At 68.1% G+C, this 22,951-nt stretch carries 21 protein-coding genes and 1 pseudogene; 16 read left to right on the forward strand and 6 right to left on the reverse strand.

Annotated elements, in window-relative coordinates:
- Positions 1 to 15 precede the first annotated feature (15 nt).
- From HC028_RS18675 to HC028_RS27715, 3 genes are all read left to right on the forward strand, one after another.
- Positions 16 to 5,757: a polymorphic toxin-type HINT domain-containing protein gene (locus HC028_RS18675; protein WP_203981243.1), complete on the forward strand. Its 5,742-nt coding sequence runs from the start codon at positions 16 to 18 to the stop codon at positions 5,755 to 5,757.
- Positions 5,758 to 5,876: 119 nt separating this feature from the next.
- Positions 5,877 to 6,311 carry a hypothetical protein gene (locus HC028_RS18680; RefSeq protein ID WP_168078658.1) on the forward strand — a complete coding sequence of 145 codons (435 nt, stop codon included), beginning with the start codon at positions 5,877 to 5,879 and terminating at the stop codon, positions 6,309 to 6,311.
- A 413-nt stretch (positions 6,312 to 6,724) separates the two neighbouring features.
- Positions 6,725 to 7,240, forward strand: coding sequence for a hypothetical protein (locus HC028_RS27715; protein ID WP_239075404.1), 516 nt, complete (start codon positions 6,725 to 6,727; stop codon positions 7,238 to 7,240).
- 182 nt (positions 7,241 to 7,422) lie between these two features.
- Here the strand turns inward: HC028_RS27715 and HC028_RS28750 are convergent.
- Positions 7,423 to 7,572: pseudogene (locus HC028_RS28750) on the reverse strand (HIT domain-containing protein); the annotation flags it as partial.
- 31 nt (positions 7,573 to 7,603) lie between these two features.
- Positions 7,604 to 7,864 (reverse strand): hypothetical protein, encoded by a 261-nt coding sequence (locus tag HC028_RS18690; RefSeq protein WP_168078659.1) that lies wholly within the window; start codon positions 7,862 to 7,864, stop codon positions 7,604 to 7,606.
- Positions 7,865 to 8,051: 187 nt separating this feature from the next.
- Here HC028_RS18690 and HC028_RS18695 point away from each other — a divergent pair, with 187 nt between their 5' ends.
- From HC028_RS18695 to HC028_RS18710, 4 genes are all read left to right on the forward strand, one after another.
- The gene (locus HC028_RS18695; protein ID WP_168078660.1) at positions 8,052 to 8,333 is read left to right on the forward strand and encodes a hypothetical protein; all 282 of its coding nucleotides are present in this window, start codon (positions 8,052 to 8,054) and stop codon (positions 8,331 to 8,333) included.
- Complete coding sequence (locus tag HC028_RS18700) at positions 8,330 to 8,587, forward strand: hypothetical protein (RefSeq protein WP_203981245.1); 258 nt, start codon at positions 8,330 to 8,332, stop codon at positions 8,585 to 8,587. Before HC028_RS18695 ends, HC028_RS18700 begins: the two co-directional genes overlap by 4 nt.
- A gap of 185 nt (positions 8,588 to 8,772) precedes the next feature.
- Positions 8,773 to 9,711, forward strand: coding sequence for a helix-turn-helix domain-containing protein (locus HC028_RS18705; RefSeq protein ID WP_239075405.1), 939 nt, complete (start codon positions 8,773 to 8,775; stop codon positions 9,709 to 9,711).
- Between the two features lie 158 nt (positions 9,712 to 9,869).
- Positions 9,870 to 10,685 (forward strand): SAM-dependent methyltransferase, encoded by an 816-nt coding sequence (locus tag HC028_RS18710; RefSeq protein ID WP_168078776.1) that lies wholly within the window; start codon positions 9,870 to 9,872, stop codon positions 10,683 to 10,685.
- Positions 10,686 to 10,753: 68 nt separating this feature from the next.
- On the opposite strand, the gene HC028_RS18715 is transcribed toward HC028_RS18710, so the two are convergent.
- Complete coding sequence (locus tag HC028_RS18715) at positions 10,754 to 10,960, reverse strand: DUF397 domain-containing protein (RefSeq protein ID WP_168078662.1); 207 nt, start codon at positions 10,958 to 10,960, stop codon at positions 10,754 to 10,756.
- 478 nt (positions 10,961 to 11,438) lie between these two features.
- Here HC028_RS18715 and HC028_RS18720 point away from each other — a divergent pair, with 478 nt between their 5' ends.
- Positions 11,439 to 12,188: a GGDEF domain-containing protein gene (locus HC028_RS18720; RefSeq protein ID WP_168078663.1), complete on the forward strand. Its 750-nt coding sequence runs from the start codon at positions 11,439 to 11,441 to the stop codon at positions 12,186 to 12,188.
- Positions 12,189 to 12,198: 10 nt separating this feature from the next.
- A complete protein-coding gene (locus HC028_RS18725) occupies positions 12,199 to 12,477 on the forward strand; it encodes a hypothetical protein (RefSeq protein WP_168078664.1) in 279 nt (92 codons plus the stop codon).
- Positions 12,478 to 12,523: 46 nt separating this feature from the next.
- Here HC028_RS18725 and HC028_RS18730 read toward each other — a convergent pair whose 3' ends face one another.
- Both HC028_RS18730 and HC028_RS18735 read right to left on the reverse strand, forming a co-directional pair.
- Entirely contained in the window at positions 12,524 to 14,383 is a 1,860-nt protein-coding gene (locus HC028_RS18730) for a glycoside hydrolase family 15 protein (protein WP_168078665.1), read from the reverse strand.
- A 59-nt stretch (positions 14,384 to 14,442) separates the two neighbouring features.
- Entirely contained in the window at positions 14,443 to 15,444 is a 1,002-nt protein-coding gene (locus HC028_RS18735) for an alpha/beta hydrolase (RefSeq protein WP_168078666.1), read from the reverse strand.
- Between the two features lie 248 nt (positions 15,445 to 15,692).
- On the opposite strand from HC028_RS18735, the gene HC028_RS18740 reads away from it, so the two are divergent.
- Positions 15,693 to 16,625, forward strand: coding sequence for an ABC transporter ATP-binding protein (locus HC028_RS18740; RefSeq protein ID WP_168078667.1), 933 nt, complete (start codon positions 15,693 to 15,695; stop codon positions 16,623 to 16,625).
- A complete protein-coding gene (locus HC028_RS18745) occupies positions 16,622 to 17,452 on the forward strand; it encodes an ABC transporter permease (protein ID WP_168078668.1) in 831 nt (276 codons plus the stop codon). The genes HC028_RS18740 and HC028_RS18745 overlap by 4 nt, the downstream gene beginning before the upstream one ends.
- Before the next feature lie 161 nt (positions 17,453 to 17,613).
- Here the strand turns inward: HC028_RS18745 and HC028_RS18750 are convergent, their stop codons facing one another.
- Positions 17,614 to 18,537: a M56 family metallopeptidase gene (locus HC028_RS18750; RefSeq protein ID WP_168078669.1), complete on the reverse strand. Its 924-nt coding sequence runs from the start codon at positions 18,535 to 18,537 to the stop codon at positions 17,614 to 17,616.
- Positions 18,538 to 18,790: 253 nt separating this feature from the next.
- On the opposite strand from HC028_RS18750, the gene HC028_RS18755 reads away from it, so the two are divergent.
- The 5 genes from HC028_RS18755 (at position 18,791) to HC028_RS18775 (ending at position 22,940) form a co-directional block, all read left to right on the forward strand.
- Positions 18,791 to 19,189 (forward strand): BlaI/MecI/CopY family transcriptional regulator, encoded by a 399-nt coding sequence (locus HC028_RS18755; RefSeq protein ID WP_168078670.1) that lies wholly within the window; start codon positions 18,791 to 18,793, stop codon positions 19,187 to 19,189.
- Positions 19,190 to 19,264: 75 nt separating this feature from the next.
- A complete protein-coding gene (locus HC028_RS18760; protein ID WP_239075406.1) occupies positions 19,265 to 19,993 on the forward strand; it encodes a DedA family protein in 729 nt (242 codons plus the stop codon).
- 80 nt (positions 19,994 to 20,073) lie between these two features.
- On the forward strand, positions 20,074 to 20,541 hold the full coding sequence (locus HC028_RS18765; protein WP_168078671.1) for a metallophosphoesterase family protein: 468 nt from the start codon (positions 20,074 to 20,076) through the stop codon (positions 20,539 to 20,541).
- A gap of 113 nt (positions 20,542 to 20,654) precedes the next feature.
- The gene (locus HC028_RS18770) at positions 20,655 to 21,620 is read left to right on the forward strand and encodes a CapA family protein (RefSeq protein WP_203981247.1); all 966 of its coding nucleotides are present in this window, start codon (positions 20,655 to 20,657) and stop codon (positions 21,618 to 21,620) included.
- Between the two features lie 660 nt (positions 21,621 to 22,280).
- Positions 22,281 to 22,940 carry a class F sortase gene (locus HC028_RS18775; protein ID WP_168078673.1) on the forward strand — a complete coding sequence of 220 codons (660 nt, stop codon included), beginning with the start codon at positions 22,281 to 22,283 and terminating at the stop codon, positions 22,938 to 22,940.
- Positions 22,941 to 22,951: the final 11 nt, after the last annotated feature.

Below are 22,951 nucleotides of genomic sequence, written 5' to 3' on the forward strand. Positions count from 1 at the left end.
GCCTGGAACAGCCCCGTGGTGCTCGGCTCGGGCTGGACCGACACGCTCTGGGCCAACACCCGCCTGGGTGACTACACCGGTGACCGCTTGGCCGACCTGGTGAAGTTCGACAACGGCACGCTGTACGGCTACACCAGTTACGGCAGTGGCTGGAACGACCCCGTGGTGGTCGGCTCGGGCTGGACCGCCGCGCTCTGGTCCAACACCAAGCTTGGTAACTACAACGGCGAACCCGGCGCCGACCTGGTGCGGGAGGAAAACAGCCTGCTGTACGCCTACAGCAGCAAAGGCAACGGCTGGAACAGCCCGGTGGTGGTCGGTTCGAGCTGGACCGACACGCTCTGGGCCAACACCCGCCTGGGTGACTACACCGGGGATGGCAAGGCCGACCTGGTGACGATGGAGAACGGCATCCTGTATGGCTACCCCGGCGTCGGTAGCGGCGGCTGGGGCGCGCGTGTCGCGGTCGGCTCCGGATGGAGCACGCTCTGGGCCAACACGAAACTGGCCGACTACACCGGGGACGGCAAGGCCGACCTGATCGTCAGGACTGACGCCGGCACGTTGAACGGTTACGTCAGTAACGGCAGCGGCTGGAACAGCCCCGTGGCGGTCGGCTCGGGCTGGACCGTCACGCTCTGGTCCAACACCAAGCTGGGCGACTACAACGCTGACCGCAAGGCCGACCTGGTGGTCAAGACCGACAGCGGCGAGTTGAACGCCTACCCGAGTGTCGGCAACGGCTGGAACAGCCCGGTGGTGAGGGGAACGGGCTGGACCGACGTTTCCTGGGCCAACACGCGGCTCGGTGACTACACCGGCGATGGCTTCGCCGACCTGGTGAAGATGGAAAACGGCGCGCTGTACGCCTACAGCGGCGTGGGGACCAGCTGGAACGTTCCGGTGGCGGTGGGTTCGGGTTGGACCGACACGCTCTGGGGCAACACCAAGATCGGTGACTACACCGGTGACGGCGCCGCAGACCTGGTAACGATGGCAAACGGACTGCTGAACGGCTACGTCAGTGTCGGCAGCGGCTTTAACAACCCCACGCAGCTCAACGACGGGCGCGCCTTTACCTCCACGACCGCCGTGCTGGCCCGCAGCGTCACGCGCGGGCAGGGCGCGAGCACCGACTCGCTGGAAATGACGCCCGCGGCCTCGCCTCCGGCTGGCGCCGCAGCCGGTGACGTATATGCGTCCGTCGGCGGTGACCAAGGTGGAGTGCAGCTGGGCATGAAGGCCGGCCACCGCTACCGGTTCACCGGCTGGATCTACGTGCCGGCCGGCACCGGCCTCACGCCAAGCTTTGCCAGCCGGGGTCTGCGCATCGTCGGCTTGTACAAGGACGCCTCCGGCTATCACGAGGTCTCCTCGGTGAAGGCGGGCTGGGTCGACGGCTGGCAGGAGCTGTCGGTCGACCTCGACATCCCGGCCGGCGCGACCGAGGCGTTCTTCCGGCTGTACAACGGCATGGCCTTCGGCTCCAACAAGAAGGTGTACTGGGACAACCTGTCGCTCAAGGAGGTCGTGGCGCCGTTCGGCCCGCAGTGGCGCGGGGGAGCTGGCGACGGCATCGGCTCCAGTGACTACACGACCCTGGAGTTCCCCACGCCGGAGGTGGCGAAGGTCAACCTGGTCGGTGGTTCGTGGCTGACATTCGCCAAGAACTCCTCTGGCCAGTTTTTCCCGGAGCCGGGTGCCGAGGACCTGACCCTGACCCAGGTGAACGGGTCCACCTACCAGTTGTCCGATCTGGACGGTTCGGTGACGGAGTTCACCCAGCAGGGCACCGCGTTCGCGGTCAGCTCCACCTGGACCCCGGACACCGCCTCCAAGAGCCGGTACCTGTACGACATCAACGACAACCGGGCGCTTCTCAAGCGGGTCATCAACCCGGTCGAGCCAGGCGTGGGCGACTGCACCACCGCTACGCCGGCCCGTGGCTGCGAGGTGCTCGAGTACGACTACGCGACGACGACGACCGCGTCCGGTACCGCTCTCGGTGACTTCGTCGACCACGTCCGCGCGGTGAAGGTCTGGTCGTGGGATCCGGTCGCCCAGGTCGAGTCGGCCGTCGAGGTCACCCACTACGCCTACGACGTCCAGGGACGGCTGCGCGAGGTCTGGGACCCGCGGCTGGCCAACCCCATCAAGACCAGCTACGAGTACGACGGCGCCGGGCGCGTCACGAAGGTGACCTCGGCGGGTCAGCTGCCGTGGATGTTCGACTACGGCACGGCCGCCGGTGACGCCAACGCCGGCCGGCTGCTGAAGGTCCGCCGCGCCGCGCTGGTCGCTGGTAGCAAGAACCAGCTCGACGGTGAGGTCGCCACGAACGTCGTGTACAACGTGCCGCTGACGAAGGGCGCGGGTGGCCCGCACGACGTGGACTTCGGGGCGATTTCGAAGTGGGGGCAGAAGGATCTGGCCACCGACGCCACGGCGCTGTTCGGGCCGGAGACCGACCCGGGCACCAACTCCGCGGATGGGACCACCCCGGGCAGTGGCGGCTACACGTACGCCACGACGCACTACCTCAACGCCTCTGGGCAGGAGGTCAACACCGCCACCCCCGGTGGGCATGTCGACAGCCAGCAGTACGACGAGTACGGCAACGTGGTCTGGTCGCTGGAGGCGACCAACCGGGAACTCGCGCTGGGCACGTTGCCGGAGGCCGAGGCGAAGGCGGCCGAGCTGAACCTGCCGGCCGATAGTGCGGCCCGCGCCCAGTTGCTGGCGTCGAGGAAGACGTACAGCCCGGACGGTCTCGACCTGATCGAGGAGTTCGGTCCGGTCGTCAAGGTCGCCCTCGAACGCGACCTGGCCAGCGACGGGCGGCCGACGCTGACGGCGGGTACGCAGGTCGTGGCGCGGGCGCACACCACCCACCGTTACGACGAAGGCAAGCCCGACGGGCAGGCCTACCACCTGGAGACCACCGAGACTACGGGTGCGCGGGTCGACGGCTACGCCACGGACGGCGACATCCGTGTCACTCGCACCGGGTACGACAACGCCAAGGGCGGTACGTCGGGCTGGACGTTGAAGAAGGCCACCTCGACCACCACTGACGCGGGTACCGCCTACGTCGTCTACGACGACGCCGGCCGGCCGTTGCAGTCGTGGGGGATCGGCTCCAACGGCGCTGACGCACGTACCACGGTGACGGTCTACTACACGGCCGGCGCGAATGCCTCCGACACTTCCTGTGGCAACAAGCCGGAGTGGGCCGGCCAGCCATGTGTTACCAAGGCCGGCGGGTCGATCACCGGCCAGCGCGCCGACATGACTGCCGAACTGCCGGTCAAGCGGGTGGAGGAATACACGCGCATCGGTGAGGCGTCGAAGGTGGCCGAGACGTCGGCGGGCAAAACCCGCCGTACCGTCACCACGTACGACGGCGCTGACCGGGTCACCAGTGTGCAGATCACCTCCGACGAGGGCGTGGCACTGCCGGCAACCACCACCGACTACGACTCGGTATCGGGACTGGCCACTGCCACCAGGTTCGGAACGGCGACCATCACCCGTGAGTACGACCTGCTGGGTCGGGTGATCACGTATACGGATGCCGACGGCGGGGTGACCCGCAGCGAGTTCGACAAGTACGGCAAGCCGTCGAAGGTGTCCGACAACACCGGCTCGTCGACGTTCACCTATGACCGAACGGCCGAGCCGCGTGGCTTCCTGACGTCGGTGACGGACTCGGTCGCGGGGACGTTCGCTGCCAAGTACTCGCCGGACGGCCAGCTCGTGGAGTTGAAGTATCCGGGTGGGATGACGCGTACCGACACGCTCGATGCGTCGTTCGCGCCGGTGGGTCGGGTGTACAAGCGTGACTCCGACGGCCAGACGATCTACTCCGAGCAGATCGTGGAGAACACCCAGGGCCAGTGGATCAATCACACGTACACGGGGGGGTCGAAGAACTACGGCTACGACACCCTGGGCCGGCTTACGTCGGTGCAGCAGACGATGGCGGCGCAGTGCACCACCCGCGCCTACGCCTACGACGGTCGGACCAACCGGATCGCCAAGCGCACCTACCACCCGGCCGCCGACGGCGGGTGCCGCGCCGATGGTGCGGCAGATGCGGAGGAGGGACATAGCTACGACTCCGCCGACCGCATCACCGACGCCGGCTACGTCTACGACGCGTTCGGGCGCACGACCGGCCTGCCGGGCGGGTTGACCAACACCTTCTACGCCAACGACCTGGTCGCCTCCCAGCAGACCGCTGACACCAAGCAGGACTGGACCCTCGACCCGGCCCACCGGTTCCGCGCCTACACCACCGCGAAACTGGTCAACGGCTCGTGGGCGAATGCCACGTCGAAGCTGAATCACTACGGTGACGACTCCGACGAGGCGCGCTGGGTCGTTGAGGACACCACGCTCGGGTCGATCACCCGTAACGTGTCCGGTCCGGACGCCGATCTGGTGGCCACCACGTCGGCCACCGGGGACGTCCGGCTGCAGTTGACGAACCTGCACGGCGACGTCGCGGCGACCATCGACACCGGGCTGACGGCGCCGGAGTTCTACAGCTTTGACGAGTTCGGCCTGCCGGCCGACGGCCAGGCCCAGCAGCGCTACGGCTGGCTGGGCGGCAAGCAGCGCTCCGCCGATGCCCTCGGCGGCGTGATCCTGATGGGCGTCCGGCTCTACAGCCCGGCGATCGGTCGGTTCCTGCAAGTCGACCCGGTACCGGGCGGCTCGGCGACCGCCTACGACTACTGCAACGCCGATCCGGTCAACTGCACCGACCTCGCCGGCACCTGGTCGTGGAAGAAGATCGTCGGAACCGTCGCCAAGGTGGCCTCGGTCGCCTCGATGATCCCGGGGCCGATCGGCACCATCGCCGGTGTCGTCTCCGCGGTCGCCTACGCCGCCACCGGCAACTGGAAAGAAGCCGCCTGGGCCATGGCCGGTGCGGCCGCCGCGGTGGTCGGCGCTGGAGCGGCAGTCAAGGCCGCGAAGGTCGCTGTCACGGCGGTTCGGGCGTCCAGCAAGGCGGCCAAGTTCGGCTCATTCGCCGCGAAGGCCGGGCGTGCCGTGAAGGGAGTGGTCAGCAGGGGCTGCAACTCCTTCGCCCCGGATACCCCGGTCCTGATGGCCGACGGCACCTACCTGCCGATCTCCGAGATTCAGATCGGCGACTGGGTGACAGCGGTCAACCCAGAGACTGGCGAACGCACTGCTCAACCGGTCCTCGACGTCATCGTCGGCCAGGGAACTAAGCATCTGGTCAATATTGATCTTGGCGGCGACAACAGTCAGCCACTGGTGGCGACGGACCAGCACCCGATCTGGGTCGTCGGCAAGGGGTGGACGTTCGCTGTCGAAGTCAAGCCTGGCGACCTGGTCATAACCTCCGATGGCGGACGGGTACGCGTTACCGGGGTTCACGACCTTGGCTTCGTAGTCGACCAGACCGTCTATAACCTCAACGTCGGCAACATCCACACCTTCGTGGTAGGTGCCGATAACGCTCAGTTGATTGTGCATAACGCATCGTCGTGCAGTGTTATGCAGCGGGAGATTGAAAGGGGGATCGCGCCGAGGACGGTCAAGAGGGCAGACAGTCCTAAGGTTCCGCACGAGAAGCCGCATGTCCACCTAAGGAATAGTGCAAGCGACAAGAAGTCATCGCATGCGCTTAACCAGGACGGGACATGGAAGCACGGGGGCCGCAAGCTGACCAACGCGGAGAAGAAGTGGTTTAAGAAGCATGGTTGGACCGCGCCTCGATGACAGCGTACTCTGATGAAATGGTACTACCGGATGTGCGGCAACCTGTACAGCAATGGGTAAATGAGAACTGGGATCGGGCAAGGTCGGAGATAGTTTCTGTCCATCTAGACGACCTAGGGGTGGTCGCCGAAGAGGCGTCGGCCGATGTGGTGTGCCGAACTGTAGTGGCGACCTTGGTCGAGCTTATGAGATCCGTCTCGGAACTTCCTGGTTTGGATGCTGTCTCCCCCGCCGTGGTTATCACGCTGAAGCGCGTCGCGGTGGCGCCGGACGCGCCGTCGGCCCCGCGTTTCTTGGCGCCTTTATTGATGCAGCGCTTTGATCCTGCCTGTTCTCCGGAGCTGTACCTCTATCCTCGAGTCTTGAAGATGGATTTCGAGGTGGTAGAAGAGCATAGGTACCCAATAGCTCTGGCCGAGATAACTGCGGATGGGAGCGTCCATGTTGCCGCATATGAGAGGTACTGGCGCTTCGAGAGCGAGATTAAAAAAGGCGAGGAATATCATGCAGCGGCCTATCTCGAATGCTACTCTTCGCCTTTGATTCGATACTGAACTCTTCGACGGAGAGAACGGCTTCGCCTTAAGTTCGATTGTGCTAAGGCATCGCCTATGGTGCGGCAGCCCCCGCCCGGGCATCAGCCCCACCCTGTAAGCTTCTGTCCCGTTACCGATCAAGCGAGATTGCTGCGTGAAGCTGATCCACAGTGGAGGGTCGGCGATATACGGCTGAAGTTGACGATCCTGCACGGCGACGTCGCGCCACCATCGACCCGGGCTGACCTCGCCGGAGTTCTACAGCTTCGACGAGGGCCGGTCCAGATTGAACGCTGCACTGATTGCATAGGGCCAGGTCGCCAAAGCGAGCCCGTAGTTCGACCGCGTTCCAGTGCGGGGTGAAGCTGAGTGAGCGGGCCGCCATTGGGGAGGGAAGATTACGCACTGATCATGAGATGAGGGTGGCGGTAATGTTTGGCTGGGTTGTCGAGAAACCGGAGTGGCCTGAGGATGTGGCATTTGGCCATGGCGAATTGGTGATTCTTCAAAATCCGGCGGACACTGCAACGGGAACATTGCCCGATGATGTGGTCGGGAGTCGGGGTGTGGTAGTCAGCTGCGATGACCACACCTCGGGAGGCGAGGACGTTACCTACTCGATAATCCTTCTGGAGGACGACTCGCCTTGGGTGCTGTCGGCTGCGTTCCTACGGAGCATCGGCGCCTACCACTCGTCCGCAGGAATTGCCTACCGTCCGGTGCTCGGGAACGGCACATTGGTGCAGGTGTTGGCTAACGAACGCACGGAGTGCGCTGGTATTGCGGGTCAATTTGGCGAAACCACGGGGCTATGGTTCATCCAGTCACTGGGTCCGCCAGAGGGATATTGCGTACGGCTTATGGTTTCCGGCCACACGGCAACGGTAGACCCGGCCGATCTTGCCATTGCTGCCGAGCTGACTGAATGGCCTCCGGGAATGAGCTGAGTCGCACCGTCCGACTTACCCGGTCGGCAGATCAGCGTGCGCGGGGGTCGGTTAGAGGAGGAGCGTCCGGAGGGCCTTTGCCTCGACTTGGAGCTGCTCGTCGGGGACGTGTCGCTCCGTGTCTTCTTGGGGCAGGAGCGGGAAGGGGCGCCAGGGGCGGAGTCTTCGACGAATCGCGGAAGCAGATGCATGTGCAGGTGCGGAACGCTGTTGCCGAGCGTTTGGTAGTTCATCTTGAGCGGTCGGTAGTAGGTCGCTAGTGCCCGGCCGACCTTCAGGACGTCCTGCCAGTACGTCGTCGATTGGTTGCCGGGTAGATCGATTGCCTGCACGACGCGGGCGTGGGTAGCCGCGTCGAGACTGCTAGTCCTGGTCTGCCTCGATGCCCGCGGCGCGGCAGATCTGGCGTACCCGCTCCCGGGTGTAGCCCGTGGCTCGGACGATGTCGACCTGGCGCATGCCGTCGCGCGCGGCTTTCACGATCGCGTCGGCCAGCCGTTCGCGTGCCCGGACCACATCGGCCCTTGCCTCGGCGATCAGCCGCTCAGCCGCGGTCTGCGCATCGCCAATGGCGGCTTGCGCCTCCTGGTATGCGCGTACGGCGGATTCAAGGTTGTCCGACACGTGGCGATGGTCGCATTATCCGTTTTGGCCAAATGAAGGCGGAACCGATTAGGCCAAATCTGCCCTTGCGCTGTTTTGCCAAACGGGCGACGATGGCAGTTGGCAGTCGTCAATAGGCGGCCTCTGATCGGCGCTCGCGGTGCCAACCAGGGGCCTTGGCGGGGAAGGGTCTGGACCAGTGTCCGGTATGAAGGCGCGTCACTACGCACCCATCGCTCCACTGGAGACCGAACCGCTCGGTTCGTACACCGAGTCCGAGCAGCGTGAGGAGGCGCTGCGCGATGCGCTGCGGGGAGTGGAGTTGGGCACGTACGACCAGCGGATGATCGACTGGGCAGTCAAGAGGTTCGACAACTCAGCCCTGCGCGTACTGGTGAGCTGGTTGGAGCGGACTCGGAACGCCGGGATGGTCAGTGTGCTGGAGGTCGACAAGAAGCGTCAGGGTAACCCAGGGCGGTTTGCGCGGTGAGCACGCTGCACCGGCCGACGGCTCGTACCTGGCTGTGCGCGACCTGCTGGCTGGCGTGGCCGTGCGAGACCAGGCGGCGGCAGTTGTTGGCGCACTACGACGGCGCACCGGCAAGCCTGGCGTTGGTGCTGAGCGCCGCGATGGTTGAGGCGGCGGCCGACCTGCGTGGCACCCCGGCCGGCGAGTTGCACGACCAGTTCGTGGGCTGGCTGCCCCGGTACGCCACGATTTCCCGGCACGCGACCGCGCGATGAGCACCGATTCGGGCGTAACGCCAAGATTGCACCCACTGGAGACGCCGCGTCCTTGTGGCACCACGGAGGGCGCGGGGTCGCCGCCCCTGGACCGGCGGTTGGTGATCGCGATGGCGGTTGGCCTGGACGCGCTGCAGAGCCGCTGATCCCGGTGCCCTCCGAGATCTCGCCGGGTCGACGAATCCATGCTGGAGGGACAACCCGGAACACCGTGTCGGCCACTGTCGGCGACGGTTGAGGCGCGGTACGGTATCGCCCGACCGTGGGAGAGGGCAGGGAGAGGGCTGGGAGAGGGTGAGGACGTGCCGGTCACCGGACAACGGGTTGTCCGCCGGGCCCTGGGTCGAAGGCTGACTCTGCTGCGTACCGCCAGTGGTAAGAGCAGACGCGAGGTCGCCGAGGCCAGGCTGGGGATATCCGAGCCCACGTTGCACCGTATCGAGACCGGGAAGGTACCGGTGACGGTGGCGAACGTACGTGCGCTGTGCTGGCTGTACGGAGCGGACGAGAGCGTCACCGCCGCGCTGGCGGAGTTGGCGTTGGGCACCTCGCAGGAGGAGTGGTGGGACACCAGCCCGGCGATACCGGAATGGTTCAAGCTCTACGTGGGGCTGGAGGCCAGCGCCAGCCAGATTTGCAGCTACGACGGTGAGATCGTGCCGGGTGAGCTGCAGACCGAGCAGTACGCCCGGTCGGTGTTCGGGGCGGAGCAGTCGGTCGACAGCGAAGTCGCCGAGCGGCAGGTCAAGCTGCGGATGCAGCGGCAGAAGACGTTGTTCTCCCGCAGTCCCGCGCCCCGGCTGGTCACCGTGCTGGGCGAAGGGGCGCTGACCCGGCCGGTCGGCGGTGCGGCGGTGCTCGAGGCCCAGATCGCGCACCTGCGGCAGGTGGCGCGGCGCGACAACATCGAGATCAAGGTGCTGCCCTGGTCGGTCGGCGCCCACGCCGCGATGGCGGGGGCGTTCCGGATCCTTGACTTCGACGATCCCGACGATCCCGACGTTGTGTACCTGGAGTCGCACGTGGGTGCCCTGTACCTGGAGGAACCCGCGGAGGTTGACGAGTACCGGCGGATCTTCGAGTTGATCCGCAAGGACGCGATCCCGGTGGAGGACTACCGGTGACCCGCGAAACCGGCTTATTGCGTCCTTTGTAGACTGGCCGCCGGCCACTATGCGGTACGGCGTCGGACGCGCGAGAATACCGGGAACCGGTGCGGCGTCAGGCAATGCGTCGGTGACCGGGCCGAACTTCCGTGACGACAGGTGAGGGCACGACCACCATGGACACTGCTCCGCAGGGCAACGCGCAGAAACCGGCGACCGCTGCCAGGATGTACGACTACTACCTGGGGGGCATCCACAACTTCCCGGCTGACCGGGAAGCGGCTGAGAAGGTTATCGCCCAGTTCCCCTTCATGCCGGTACTGGCGCGCGCCAACCGGGCGTTCCTGCGCCGTGGGGTGCGCCACCTGGTGGACGCCGGCGTGCGCCAGTTTCTCGACCTCGGCTCCGGCATCCCGACCGTGGGCAACGTGCACGAGATCGCCCAGGAGAACAGGCCGGACACCCGGGTGGTGTACGTGGACATCGATCCCGTCGCGGTGGCCGAGAGCCTGGAGATCCTCGACGGCAACGAGTGGGCCACGGCGGTGCGGGCGGACCTGTGCAACCCGCGCGCGGTACTCGATCACTCGGAAGTGCGGCGCGTGCTGGATCTCGATCAGCCGATCGGCCTCGTGATGGCCGCCGTGCTGCACTTCGTACCCGACGACGCCGAGGCATACGACGTGGTCGCCCAGTTCGTCTCCGCGCTCGCCCCGGGCAGCTACCTGCTCGCGTCGCACATCGCCGCCGAGAGCTTCATGCCCACCAGCGACCAGATGAAGACCGCCTCCGACGTCTATCAGCGGCGAACCACGACACCCGTCGCGGCGCGTACCCGCTCCGACGTTCAGCGCTTCTTCGCCGGCCTTGAACTGCTGGAGCCGGGTGTGGTCTGGCCGCATGAATGGCGGCCCGACGAGGATGTGCCGGCGGAGTTCGCCGACAATCCTCAGCACAGCGGGGGATGGGTCGGCGTCGGTCGCAAGATCTGAGGCCGTCGAGCACCCTGCGGTAACTGACTTCGTACCGTGAAGGTCGGCCGGCTGCCGGCGTGGTCCGCTCAGTCGGCGAGCAGTTGGTCGAAATCACCCTTCTTGGCGCCGTCGAGAAAGGAGTCCCACTCCGCTGTGGTGAACCGGACGGTGCCGGCCTCGGGGTTCTTGCTGTTGCGGACCTCGATCAACCCGGCGTGCCGGCGGGCCTGTACACAGCTGCCGCCGTTTCCGGTCGACCTGCTGGACATGATCCATCCGGTCTCGCTGTTCATCGGTTCTCCCCCATCGGTCGGGCGTCCTCAAAGGACCTGAAGTGCTATGGGCGTGGCCGGACCCGTCGCCGCGACGACGGTGGCGAGGCGTTGCGGCACTCGGTTGCCTGTCTCGGATGACCGGTCTCACCGTCGGCGCCCCTCCCCCCGAACAACCGCCAGCTATGGCGCGGCTCTCTACAACTTCGTTGGGTGATCGGATCGGGAGTCGACGCGGGCCCTGTGCCAGTCGCTCGCCCCGGTGACCAGCACGTCCTGACATCTGCCTGCTCGCCTTCTCTTTCACGACGAAAGTCGAGGCACGTAGCGTAACCGAAACCGGTCCCCATGCACGATCTCTGCACGACGTCTGGTCGGCGTGAAATCTTGCACGCCGAATTAAGTGACTGTCATGATTACTACCGCGAGGACGGAGCGGCCGACACCGCCGTCACGCTCCGACCACGATCCGGTCCGTTTTAGCCACGAGGGGGCGGGCATGGAGATCCTCAGTCCCACCGTCAGGATCGATGCCGACCCACAGCAGACCGCCCTCGACGTGGAGGTGGAGCTTGCCCGGTTGCGCGCGCAGGTGGCACGGCTGGAGGCGGAACGCGCGGCGCTGCGGTGGGCCGTCGGCCATGACGACCTGACCGGGCTGGCGAACCGCAGGCGCTTCCACCGACTTGCTTCAGCGCTGCTCCGTGCGTCCGTACGGCCTGCCGCGGTCATCGTCCTGGATCTCAACGGCTTCAAGCCCATCAATGACCGACTCGGTCACGACACCGGTGATCGCGTCCTGTGTGTCGTCGCCAGGCGACTGTCTCACTGCGTCGGCGACGACCTTGCGGCCAGACTCGGTGGTGACGAGTTCGCCGCCGTGCTCACCTGCCCTGACCCGCACCATGGCAAGCAATGGTGGAAGCCTGCGGTCACCACCTTGTCTGCGACCATCGCCGAACCGATGGCGGTGGCCGGCCATACCGTCGCCGTGACCGCGTCGATCGGCGTCGCCCCAGCGCATGGCGACGCCCAGGTCGCAGACCTCCTCCGCGAGGCGGATCAGGCGATGTACCAAGCGAAGGCGAGCGGCAGCCGCCACTCCGTCTGGGGCGCCGACCCGGCCGACGCGGGCGAGGGAACGTGCCAGCCGCGGGCGGCTCCGCAGGCGCGGTCGGCAGCCCATGGGCACCCACCACCACTCGGTCCCCGGATCCTGGAATTCGCGATAGTCCCGTCATCCCAGTGAAAGGAGGACGATGTCTGCCTCGACGTCGAACCCCATCCAGCGCAACCCGGGTGAGGTGGCCACGGCCGGCACCTACCGGCGCAGCGATCCGATCTGGGTCTACCGGTCCGGGACATGGCAGCCCGGCGTGGTCGAAGCGGCCTCCTCCACGGCGGTGATGGCCACCTATCGCTGTGGCCAGGGGCGGGGGACCGCGGTCGACACCATGTCCGTCGACTACGTCAGGCGCCGCGCGGAGATCGACCCTCAGCTCGACCGGACCCCCTCCGGTCCGGCAACCGCCGCCTGACCGCCGCGCACCGGCCACTCCGTACCGGGCGGACCGGACTCAGGGATCACCCGAGCGCCCGGTCCAGGTTGAACGCCGCGCTGATCAACGCCAGATGCGTGAACGCCTGCGGGAAGTTGCCCAACTGCTCCCCGGTGCGCCCGATCTCCTCCGCATACAGGCCGAGGTGGTTGGCGTACGTGAGCATCTTCTCGAACGCGAGCCGGGCCTCGTCCACCCGTCCCGCCCGGGCGAGCGCTTCCACGTACCAGAACGAGCAGATCGAGAAGGTACCCTCATCGCCCTTTAGCCCGTCCGGGCTCGCGTCGGGGTCGTAGCGGTACACCAGCGAGTCCGACACGAGGTGTTCGCGGAGAGCCTCCAGAGTGGACAGCCACTTCGGGTCGGTGGGGGAGACGAACTTGGACAGCGGCATCATCAGCAGCGCCGCGTCGAGCACGGTGCAGTCGGTGTGCTGTACGAACGCCTGCTTCTTGTCCGACCAGCCGTGCCGCATGATGTACCGGTAGATGTGGTCTCTCGCCTCCCGCCAGTGGGCCAGGTCGGCGGGGAGTCCACGGCGGATGGCCATCCGCATGGCGCGCTCGATCGCCACCCAGCACATCAGGCGCGAGTACACGAAGTTCTTGCGGCCGCCGCGGGTCTCCCAGATGCCCTCGTCGGGCTGGTCCCAGTGCTCGCAGACCCAGTTGACGATGTCGGTGACCGAGTCCCACGCCTCGCTGGAGATCGGCTCGGCCCACTTGTCGTACAGGTAGATGGCGTCGATCAGGGCGCCGTAGATGTCGAGCTGCAGCTGGCCGGCCGCGTCGTTGCCGACCCGTACTGGGCGGGAGCCCGCGTGACCGGCCAGGTGGTCCAGTTGATGCTCGGGTAGCCTCGTCCGCCCGTCGATGCCGTACATGATCTGCAACGGGCCGCTCGCTCCGTACTCGCACGTGCAGACCCGATCGGCCAGGAAGTCCATGAACGCGGCGGCCTCACCGGTGAACCCGAGCCGCAGCAGGGCGTACACGCAGAACGCGGCGTCACGGACCCAGACGTAGCGGTAGTCCCAGTTGCGCTCGCCGCCGAGCTGCTCGGGCAGGCTGGTGGTCGGGGCGGCGATGATCGCACCTGTCGGGGCGTAGGTGAGTAGTTTCAAGATCAGCGCCGAGCGGTGTACGGTCTCCCGCCACCGCCCGCGATACTTCGACTTCGACACCCAGCGCCGCCAGTAGCGTACGGTCGCCGTGAACTGCTCCTCGGCGTCGGCCACCGTGATCGGCTGGGGCACGGCCCCGACCCCGTCGGCCCCGACCCCGTCGATCTGGTCGAGCGCGAAGACGGCGCGCTCGCCCTGCCCCAGGGTGAACCGGGCCGACGCGTCCTGCCCGTCGCACTTGACCGGGACGGTCGCGGTCAGCGCGAGCGACAGCGACGGTGACTCAAACACCACCGCGCCGTCGCGGTAGTGCACGGTGTGGGGCTGCGTCGCGTACCCGAACCGGGGCGCGACCTGAACCCGGAACGGCAGCGACCCGCGGGCGCAGGACACCCGCCGGATCAGCCGGCGCCGGCCGGGGTCGCGGGGGTCTTCGGTGACCGGCATGAAGTCCTGGACCTCGCCCACCCCGTCCTCGGCGAAGAACCGGGTGATCAGGACGTTGGTGTCGGGGAAGTAGAACTGCCTGGTCCTGGCGCTGACGTCGGCGGACACCGAGAAGGAACCGCCCCGCTCGGCATCGAGGATGGAGGCGAACACGCTGGGCGAGTCGAAGCGCGGGCAGCAGTACCAGTCGATGGAGCCCTCGGAGCCGACCAGCGCCGCCGTTCTGAGATCGCCGATCAGGCCGTGCTCGGCGACCTGCAGGTACCGGCCGGTGGTCGTCGACTCGCCGCACAGGCGCGGCTCGACCAAGGTCATGGCGTTCTCCTCGCCGCAGGGCCGCACCAGTCATTATCCGCTCGCGCGCGGGACGGCTATCAGCGGCCGAGGGCACGGCGCAGGAATTCTCCCGCCTGCGCCATCCCCGCGCGCGGCGCGGGAGTCTGCGTGATCGGGTTGAGCAGGACGAAGTCGTGGATCGTGCCGCCGTACCGGACCTGGGTGACGGGCACCCCCGCCTGGGACAGCTTGCGCGCGTACGCCTCACCCTCGTCGCGCAGCACGTCGTGCTCGCCGTTGACGACGAGGGCGGGTGGAAGTCCGCTCAGTTCGGCGGCGGACGCCCGCAGCGGCGACGCGGTGGGTTCGCCGCGCGTCGCCTCGTCCGGCAGGTACGCGTCCCAGAACCACCTCATCGACGCACAGGTCAGCCACGGCCCGTCGGCGTACCGCTCGTACGAAGCGGTGTGGAAGTTGGCGTCGGTGACCGGGTAGAACAGCACCTGCCCCGCGATCGCGGGGCCGCCCCGGGCCTTGCTCATGAGGGTTAGTGCCGCCGCCATGTTGCCACCGGCGCTGTCGCCGAACAGCGCGATCCGGCGCGGGTCGCCGCCCACCTCCCCGCCATGATTGGCGGCCCACTCGAGGACGGCGTACGCCTGTTCGTTCTGCAGCGGGTACCGCGCCTCGGGGGCCGGTACGTAGTCGACGAAGACGACGACCGCGCCGGCCACGGTGGCCAGTTCGCGGGTCAACCGGTCGTGGGTGTCCCTGTCGCCCAGGATCCAGCCGCCGCCGTGGCAGTGAATGATGATCGGCAGCGTGGCGCCGCCGTTCAGCGGCCGGACGACCCGGATGTTCACCTCGCCGGTCGGGCCGCCTTTGACGACCCGGTCGTCGACATCGGCCGGCACCCGGCCGGCCTGCACACTGGCCTGGACGTCGCGCAGCACCTGCCGGGCGTCCTGCGGTGAGAGTTCGTGGAGCGGCGGGCTGCCGGCGGACGCGGCGGCAAGGTCGTCGAGCCACGCCTGCGTACGCGGCTCGACGACCACACTGCCGGTGGCTTCCTCGTGATTCTTGACAGCGTCGGTGCTCATGCCGGGCCGCTACCCGCAGTCCGTGTGATCACCCTCGGCGTCTGACCGTAAAAGCGACCCCTGCGCCAGGGGTTCCCGCTGGCCGTTGGGGCTCGACTTCTCATCATTTTCTTAAGCGGACTCTCGCGTCGCCCACCGCGAATTTTCACCGTCCCCCGCTAGCGTCGTCGCGGCACCCAGGGGTGCCACACCCTGCTGGCGCGCCGCTGCACGGCCGGCCGCGCCACGAATCTGAGGGGATTCCGCTGATGATCGAGGCTGTCGGCCTCACAAAACGCTACGGTGATCGGCTGGCCGTCGACCAGCTTTCCTTCACCGTCAAACCCGGTCAGGTGACGGGCTTCCTCGGCCCCAACGGAGCCGGGAAGTCCACGACCATGCGAATGATCCTTGGTCTCGACGCCCCGAGCGGTGGCACGGTCACCGTGAACGGCAAACCATTCGTCGAACTCGCCAACCCGATGCGCGAGGTCGGCGCTCTGCTGGAGGCCAAGGCGATCCACGGTGGTCGCAGCGCGTACAACCACCTGCTCTGCCTGGCGCAGAGCAACAACCTGCCCAGGCGGCGGGTCGACGAGGTGCTGGAACTGGTCGGCCTGACCGAGGTGGCGCGCAAGCGGGCCAAGGGATTTTCGCTCGGCATGGGGCAGCGCCTGGGCATCGCGACCGCCCTGCTCGGCGACCCGAAGATCCTGATCTTCGACGAGCCCGTCAACGGCCTCGACCCCGAAGGCATCCTGTGGATCAGGAACTTCATGAAGATGCTGGCCGCCGAGGGGCGCACGGTGTTCGTCTCCAGCCACCTGATGTCGGAGATGGAGAACACCGCCGACCACCTGCTGGTCATCGGACGCGGCCGGATGATCGCCGACTGCACCGTGCAGGAGTTCATCGACGCCAACTCCGAGTTGGTGGTGCGGGTGCGTACCCCGGAGCCGACCAGGCTCGCCGCGCTCGTGACCGGTGACGGCGGCAAGGCCGTGCCGGACGGCGAGGGCACGCTGCTCGTCACCGACCTGACCATGGACCGCATCGGCGACCTCGCGTTCGACAACGGGGTACGCCTGCACGAACTCTCGCCGCTGCAGGCCTCGCTGGAGCAGGCGTTCATGGAGCTGACCAGAGACAGCGTCGAGTACCACGCCGCCGTTCCCGGCGTCGACGAGAAGGGCCGAGCATGACGACGGTGACTCTCAGCGGGGCGTTGCCTCCCGCGACCCGCAAGGCCGGGATCGGTGGGGCGCTGCGGTCCGAGTGGACCAAGATCCGCTCAGTCCGCTCCACCATGTGGTCGCTGCTGGCCATGGCCGGCATCTCGATCGGGCTGATGTCGCTGATCGCGTGGGCGACGATGCACCGGTGGGCCCGGTTCGAGCCGCGGGAGCAGGCGGCCCTGCTGAAGCAGCCGTTGGAGATCATCCTGGTCCGGCCGGTCTTCGTCTGCCAGCTCGTCGTGGCCGTCCTCGGCGTCATGGTGATCTCGTCCGAGTACACGACGGGCATGATCCGCTCGACCCTGCAGGCCCAGCCGCGGCGGCTGACCGTGCTGGCCGCGAAGATCGCGGTCTTCGCGGTCCTGATGCTCGTCGTTGGCGAGCTGCTCAGCTTCGCGGCCTTCGGAGTCGGCAAGCAGATCATCGCCGGGCACATCCCGGTCAGCCTCAGCGACTTCGGGGTCACCCGGTCGGTGATCGGCGCCGGGCTCTACCTCGCGGTGCTCGGGCTGTTCTCGCTCGCCTTCGGCGCGATCCTGCGGCACACCGCGGGCGCGATCACCACGGTGCTCGGCCTGATCCTGATCGTGTCCAACCTGACCGGGCTGCTGCCGGACAGCTGGGGTCATCACATCCACGCGTGGATGCCCACCAACGCCGGCCAGCTCATCCTCCAGCCGCACCAGCTCCCGGACGACCTGTTGAGCCCCTGGCAGGGGCTCGGCGTCTTCGCCGGTTGGACCGTCCTGCTGCTGGCCGTGGCCGCCGTGCTGTTCAAGAAACGCGACGCGTAACCATCACGGCCGACGAACTCGGGCCGTGCACCCGGCGGGTGCACGGCCCGATCCGTAGGGCTACTCGGCCTCCGCGACCTGGTCCAGCGCCGGCAGGAAGTCGCGGTACGGCCCACGTCGTCGCGGTAGCGGTGACGACCGAGCCCGACGCGGCCCCGTGACTAGCGGTCCCGCGCGGCGGCCGTCGTCTGCGCGTGGTCGAAGAACTCGTCCGCGCTGTGCTGTGCCACTGCGGTGATGCCGGCGGTCGCCAGCAGCAGACCGAGCAGGGCCGCCACGGTCACCGGCCGGCGCCGGGGGGCGGGGGCGAGCAGGGCCCGCACCCGCTGGGGTACCGCGCGTGCCGTGGCGCCCAGCGCCGGCGCCGGGGCGCAGGGGGCGTGGATGAGGAGCGCGCTGCGCGCGAGCGTACGCGCCACCAGCGTGCGGTCACCGACCTTGGCGGCGGCGTCCTCGTCGGCCCAGCGCTCGACGGCGTGGCCGACGGCCCGGGCGGTCGGGATCAGGATCGGGTTGGCGGCCGCCGCGAGGTCGGCGGCCAGCGCCCACCACGAGTGGCTGTGTGCGAGGTGGGACGTCTCGTGCGCCAGGAGCGCCCGCCGCTCGGTCGGGTCGAGTTCGCGCAGCAGGCCGGTGCTGACGACGACGCGTCCGTCCGGCGGCGGCGTGCTGTAGGCGTCCGGCCGGTCGTCGTCGAGCACGATCAGCCCGGCGGCGTGGGGGAGCCCGTCGACCGCCCGGCGTGTGCCCCACAGCGCCGCCGCGCGGCGCGCCAGCACCGTGCCGGCGCGTGCGAGGGAGGCGGTGACCACGGCGATCGCGGCGACGGCCACGGCGACCGGCACCGGCGGCCCGGCGCTCAGCTTGGCGGGCGACCAGGGGCCGATCTCCGCGATCTCGGGCAGCCGCGCGAGCAAGGTGAACGCCAGCATCCCGCCGACCCACAGGCTGCTCGCCATCACCGCTACGGCCGCGAGCACCAGCAGTCGGGTCGCCGCCGCAGGTGGCAGCCGGCGGCCGAGGCCGGGGGCGGCCGCGGCGACGGCGAGCCACACGATGGCCCCGACGATCGACGCCGCGATCACGCGGGGCCTCCCCGGCTGCCGTCAGGCTTCGATTCGATCCATGGGCGACTTCGATCCACTGGCTGCCCTTTCGTGAGCCGCCGCGGCCCACTGCGGCGAGCGTATCGGCTGGGCTCGGCCGTTGTGTCGGCCAACCGGGCTGGTGAGACCGTTCCCGAATCTACTATGCGTGGCGTAGTAGATTGCTCGCGGAAGGCCGCCTTGACGCCGCTGGACGTAAGGTTGATCGGCACGACGCCCGGAGGCGACGACGATGAGTGATCGGCAGCGGCGCCGGGGATCCGGCGAGCTTGAGCACGCGACCCTGGCGGCGCTGTGGGCCGCGGGCGCCCCGTCTACGCCGACCCAGCTCCAGGCCGCGCTCGGCGGCACCCTCGCGTACAACACCGTGCACACGATTCTGACCCGACTGCTCGACAAGGGTCTGGTGGTCCGCGTGCAGCAGGATCGGCGTACGGCCTACACCCCGGTGAAGGACGCCGCGGAACTCGCCGCCGAGCGGATGCGCGGCGCCCTGGATGCCGGAGGCGACCGCGAGCTGGTCCTGCGCCGGTTCGTCACCTCGCTGACCGCGGCGGACGAGCGCGCGCTGCGCGAGCTGCTGAACAATGTCGACGGCCAGCGGTCGGACCGGAGCGACGACGAGCGGTGACTGTGCCCTACATGATGTAGGGTTCCGGGCAGGGGGGCGATCCGCCTCCGGTCACGCCGTTGGGAGCCCACTCCGGTGCATGCCTTTGCCGCGCACGCCGCATCAGCCGTCAATCCGCTCGACGCCAAGTCGGTGATCCAGGCGTTCGGTCTCGTCGGTGTGCTGGTCATCCTGTTCGCCGAGACCGGCCTCATGATCGGGTTCTTCCTGCCCGGTGACTCGCTGCTGTTCATCGCCGGCATCGCGGCCTCGCCGGTCGCCGCCGACATCGTCGGGGTCCAGCTGTCGCTGCCGGTGCTGCTGGTCGGGGCGCCGATCTGCGCGATCGTCGGGGCTCAGCTGGGGCATGTCCTGGGCGCCCGCTACGGGCGGCGGCTGTTCACGCGGCCCGACTCGCGGCTGTTCAGGACCGAGTACGTGGACCGCGCCGAGTACTACTTCAACAAGTACGGGCCGGCGAAGGCCGTGATGCTGGCCCGCTTCGTCCCGGTCGTCCGGACCTTCCTCAATCCAGTGGCCGGCATGCTCCAGATGCCCGCCCGTCGGTTCCTGCTCTGGAACGTCATCGGCGGTCTGCTGTGGACAGACGCGATCGTGCTGGTCGGCTACCTTCCGGCGCGCAAGCTGCGCGACACCATCGGCGCTGCCAACATCGACAAGTACCTGCTGCCGGTCGTCGTGCTGATCGTGCTGCTGTCGCTGATCCCGATCCTCATCGAGATCGTCCGGTCCCGGCGCGACCGCACCCACGCGGCCACTCCCGATCGGGTCACCGATCGGACGGCGCCCGGGCCGCGCCGGTGAGTACCTGACCGCTGCCGGACTTTTCTTGATCCACTCTTCGAGGCCGCCGGCAGATCGCCGCGTGTTCAGCTCCCAGCAAGGTGACGACCCTAGCGTCCTGCGCATTACTGGTCGATGGGAGCACTACCTGGCACAAACCGCTCTACACGGCGCTGGCGCGCGACGGCTTCGGCAGCCCCGACACCAAGCCGCTGTGGGAGCTGGCCCAGCGCTTCGGTGCCGATCTCGTACTCCACGGCCACGACCACAGCTACCAGCGGTTTGAGCCGCAGGACGCCAACGGCAGGGCCGACCCGAACGGCCTCCGGGAGTTCATCGTGGGAACCGGTGGCGTCGACCTCCGCCCCAACCTGGCCCAGGTGCCCAACCTCGCGGTCGCCAACGGGGACACGTTCGGCGTACTGAAGCTGACGCTGCGGCCCAGCGGCTACGACTGGCAGTTCGTGCCGGAGGTCGGCAACGGCAACGGCACCTTCACCGACGCCGGCTCGGCGACGTGCTCGAAGTCGCGGCACGGCCAGGACGAGCAGCGGCAACAGGAACGGTAGGAACCGAACACCACGACCGCCGGCCCGGTCGGAGCGCGATCCGCTCCGGCCGGGCCGGCTTGCGTTGGTTGGTGGATACCCCCATGGGTACAGGTTCCGCAGGGGGCAGCCTCATGATCACGCTTGCCCTGGCCGGCGACACCATGCTGGGAAGGGCGGTTGGGCGGCTTCTGGCAGCGGAGCCGTTCGAGGCGGTGATCGCCGCCGAGGTACGGGAGTTGACGGCGGGCGCGGACGCGTGCGTGGTCAACCTGGAGTGTTGCGTCTCCGACCGCGGCGCGCGGTGGCCCGCGCCGGGCAAGTTGTTCTTCTTTCGCGCGCCGCCCCGCGCCGCGGACGCCCTGGCATGGTTGGGGGTGGACTGCGCGACGCTGGCCAACAACCACGCCCTCGACTTCGGGCCGGCGGCCTTGGCCGACACGCTGGCGTACCTGGCCGACGCCGGAATCCGGACGGTGGGCGCGGGCGCGAACGTCGACCAGGCCCGCCGGTGGCGGGTGATCAGCGCGGGTGGGCTGCGGCTGGGTGTGCTGGGAGTGACCGATCACCCGGACGACTTCGCCGCCGGCCCGGACCGGCCGGGGGTGGCCTTCGCCGACCTGTGGACCGAGGTTCCCGACTGGCTGCCCCGGCAGATCGCGGCGATGCGTGGACGGGTGGACGTCGGCCTGGTCAGCCCGCACTGGGGGCCGAACATGACCACCCGGCCGCCGCCGCACGTGCGGGCCGCCGCCCGTGAGTTCGTCGCCGCCGGGGCAGATCTCGTCGCCGGCCACTCCGCCCACGTCTTTCACGGTGTCGAGCGGCCGGTCCTGTACGACCTCGGTGACTTCATCGACGACTACGCCGTCGACCCGCGGCTGCGCAACGACCTCGGCCTGCTGTTTCTGGTCGGCATCGACGCCCATGGCATAGCCGAGTTGGAGGCGGTGCCGTTGGTACGGGAGTACTGCCGCACCAGGATCGCCGACCGGACGGAAGCGGCATGGGTGCGGCGGCGGTTCGCCACGGCCTGCGCCGAATGGGGAACCGAGGTCGTCGTCACCGGGTCGGGGCGCCTCGTCGTCCCTCTTCGTTGACGCGGGCTAGGGGCAACTGCCGTCCATTAAATCGGTGCCGGGTGGATAGCCCGCCGCCGTCGGGGTACCTCGTCAGCGCCGGCCTGGTACCGATGGCCTAGTTCATCTCATACCGCCGGCATAGTTCGCACCACGCGTGGTCGCACTAGGCGAGACCCCAGCAGTTCAAAGGTCAGTACTCAGTACTCCGACTCTGCGATCTCAAGGGGGTAGTGGTGCACAAGCGGATCAAGCATGGATCGCCGCAGAGGGCGAGAGGTACTCCTGGTCGACGCAGCGGCGCATTGCTGCGGGTGTCGGCAGCGGCGGCGCTGTCAGTGATGGTGGTGTCGCTCGCCGTCATGGTCCTGGGTGGTACCAGTGGGTTCGCGGCAGCCAGCCGTCCGCTGACAGAGGACCCGTCTGGGACGCCGACGATGACCGTGTCGCCAACGGTGACGGTGTCGCCGACGGTGTCGCCAACGGTGACGGTGTCGCCGACGGTGTCGCCGACAGCGACGGCAACGGCAACGGCCACCGTGACGCCGACCGGTGCGGTCAGTGCCGGTGGTGGCGGCACCGCCGCCGGTTCCGGCGGTGGCAACGTTGCGATGTCCCTGGTCAGCGCGGGGCTCCTGGCTGCGTGTGGCCTCCTCGTAGCACGGCGACGCCGGCTTACGAATGAGTGATTATGTGCGGCGACTGGTCTGCAGCGCGGTGTTCAGCCTGTTCATCGCTTTGACCGCGCTGCTGACCGTCGGCCCGTTGGCGGGGATGCTGATCGCGCCTGACTCATCCGCGCCGACCTGGGTTGCCCCGCCGACTGCGCCCGACGCAGCGGCGGGGCCACCCGCCGCTGCGTCGCCCTCGGGTCCGGTGCTGCCCCGGTCCGTACCGGTGCGGATGTCGATACCCGCGATCGACGCGGACTCCTCGCTGCGGCCACTCGGGCTCAACCCCGACCGGTCCGTTGAGGTACCGCCCGTCGAAGACCCGATGCAGGCCGGCTGGTACTCGCTCGGTCCGACCCCCGGGGAGCCGGGCGCCAGCGTGATAATCGGGCACGTCGACGGCTACCACGAGCCGGGCATCTTCTACTCCCTGTACAAACTGAAGCGCGGCGACCAGATTCGCATAGACCGCCGGGACGGCACCTCCGCCCGGTTCGTGGTCTACCGGACGCGACAGGTGGACAAGAACGACTTCCCCACCGATCAGGTCTACGCCGCCACCCCCCGGCCGGAGCTCCGCCTCATCACGTGCGGCGGCAGCTTCGACCGGCGGTCCGGAAACTACAGCGACAACATCATCGTCTTCGCTTCCCTCGTCGGATCGAGCTGAGTCGCACGGTG

The organism is Planosporangium flavigriseum, from assembly GCF_011947225.1.
Classification (GTDB): domain Bacteria; phylum Actinomycetota; class Actinomycetes; order Mycobacteriales; family Micromonosporaceae; genus Planosporangium; species Planosporangium flavigriseum.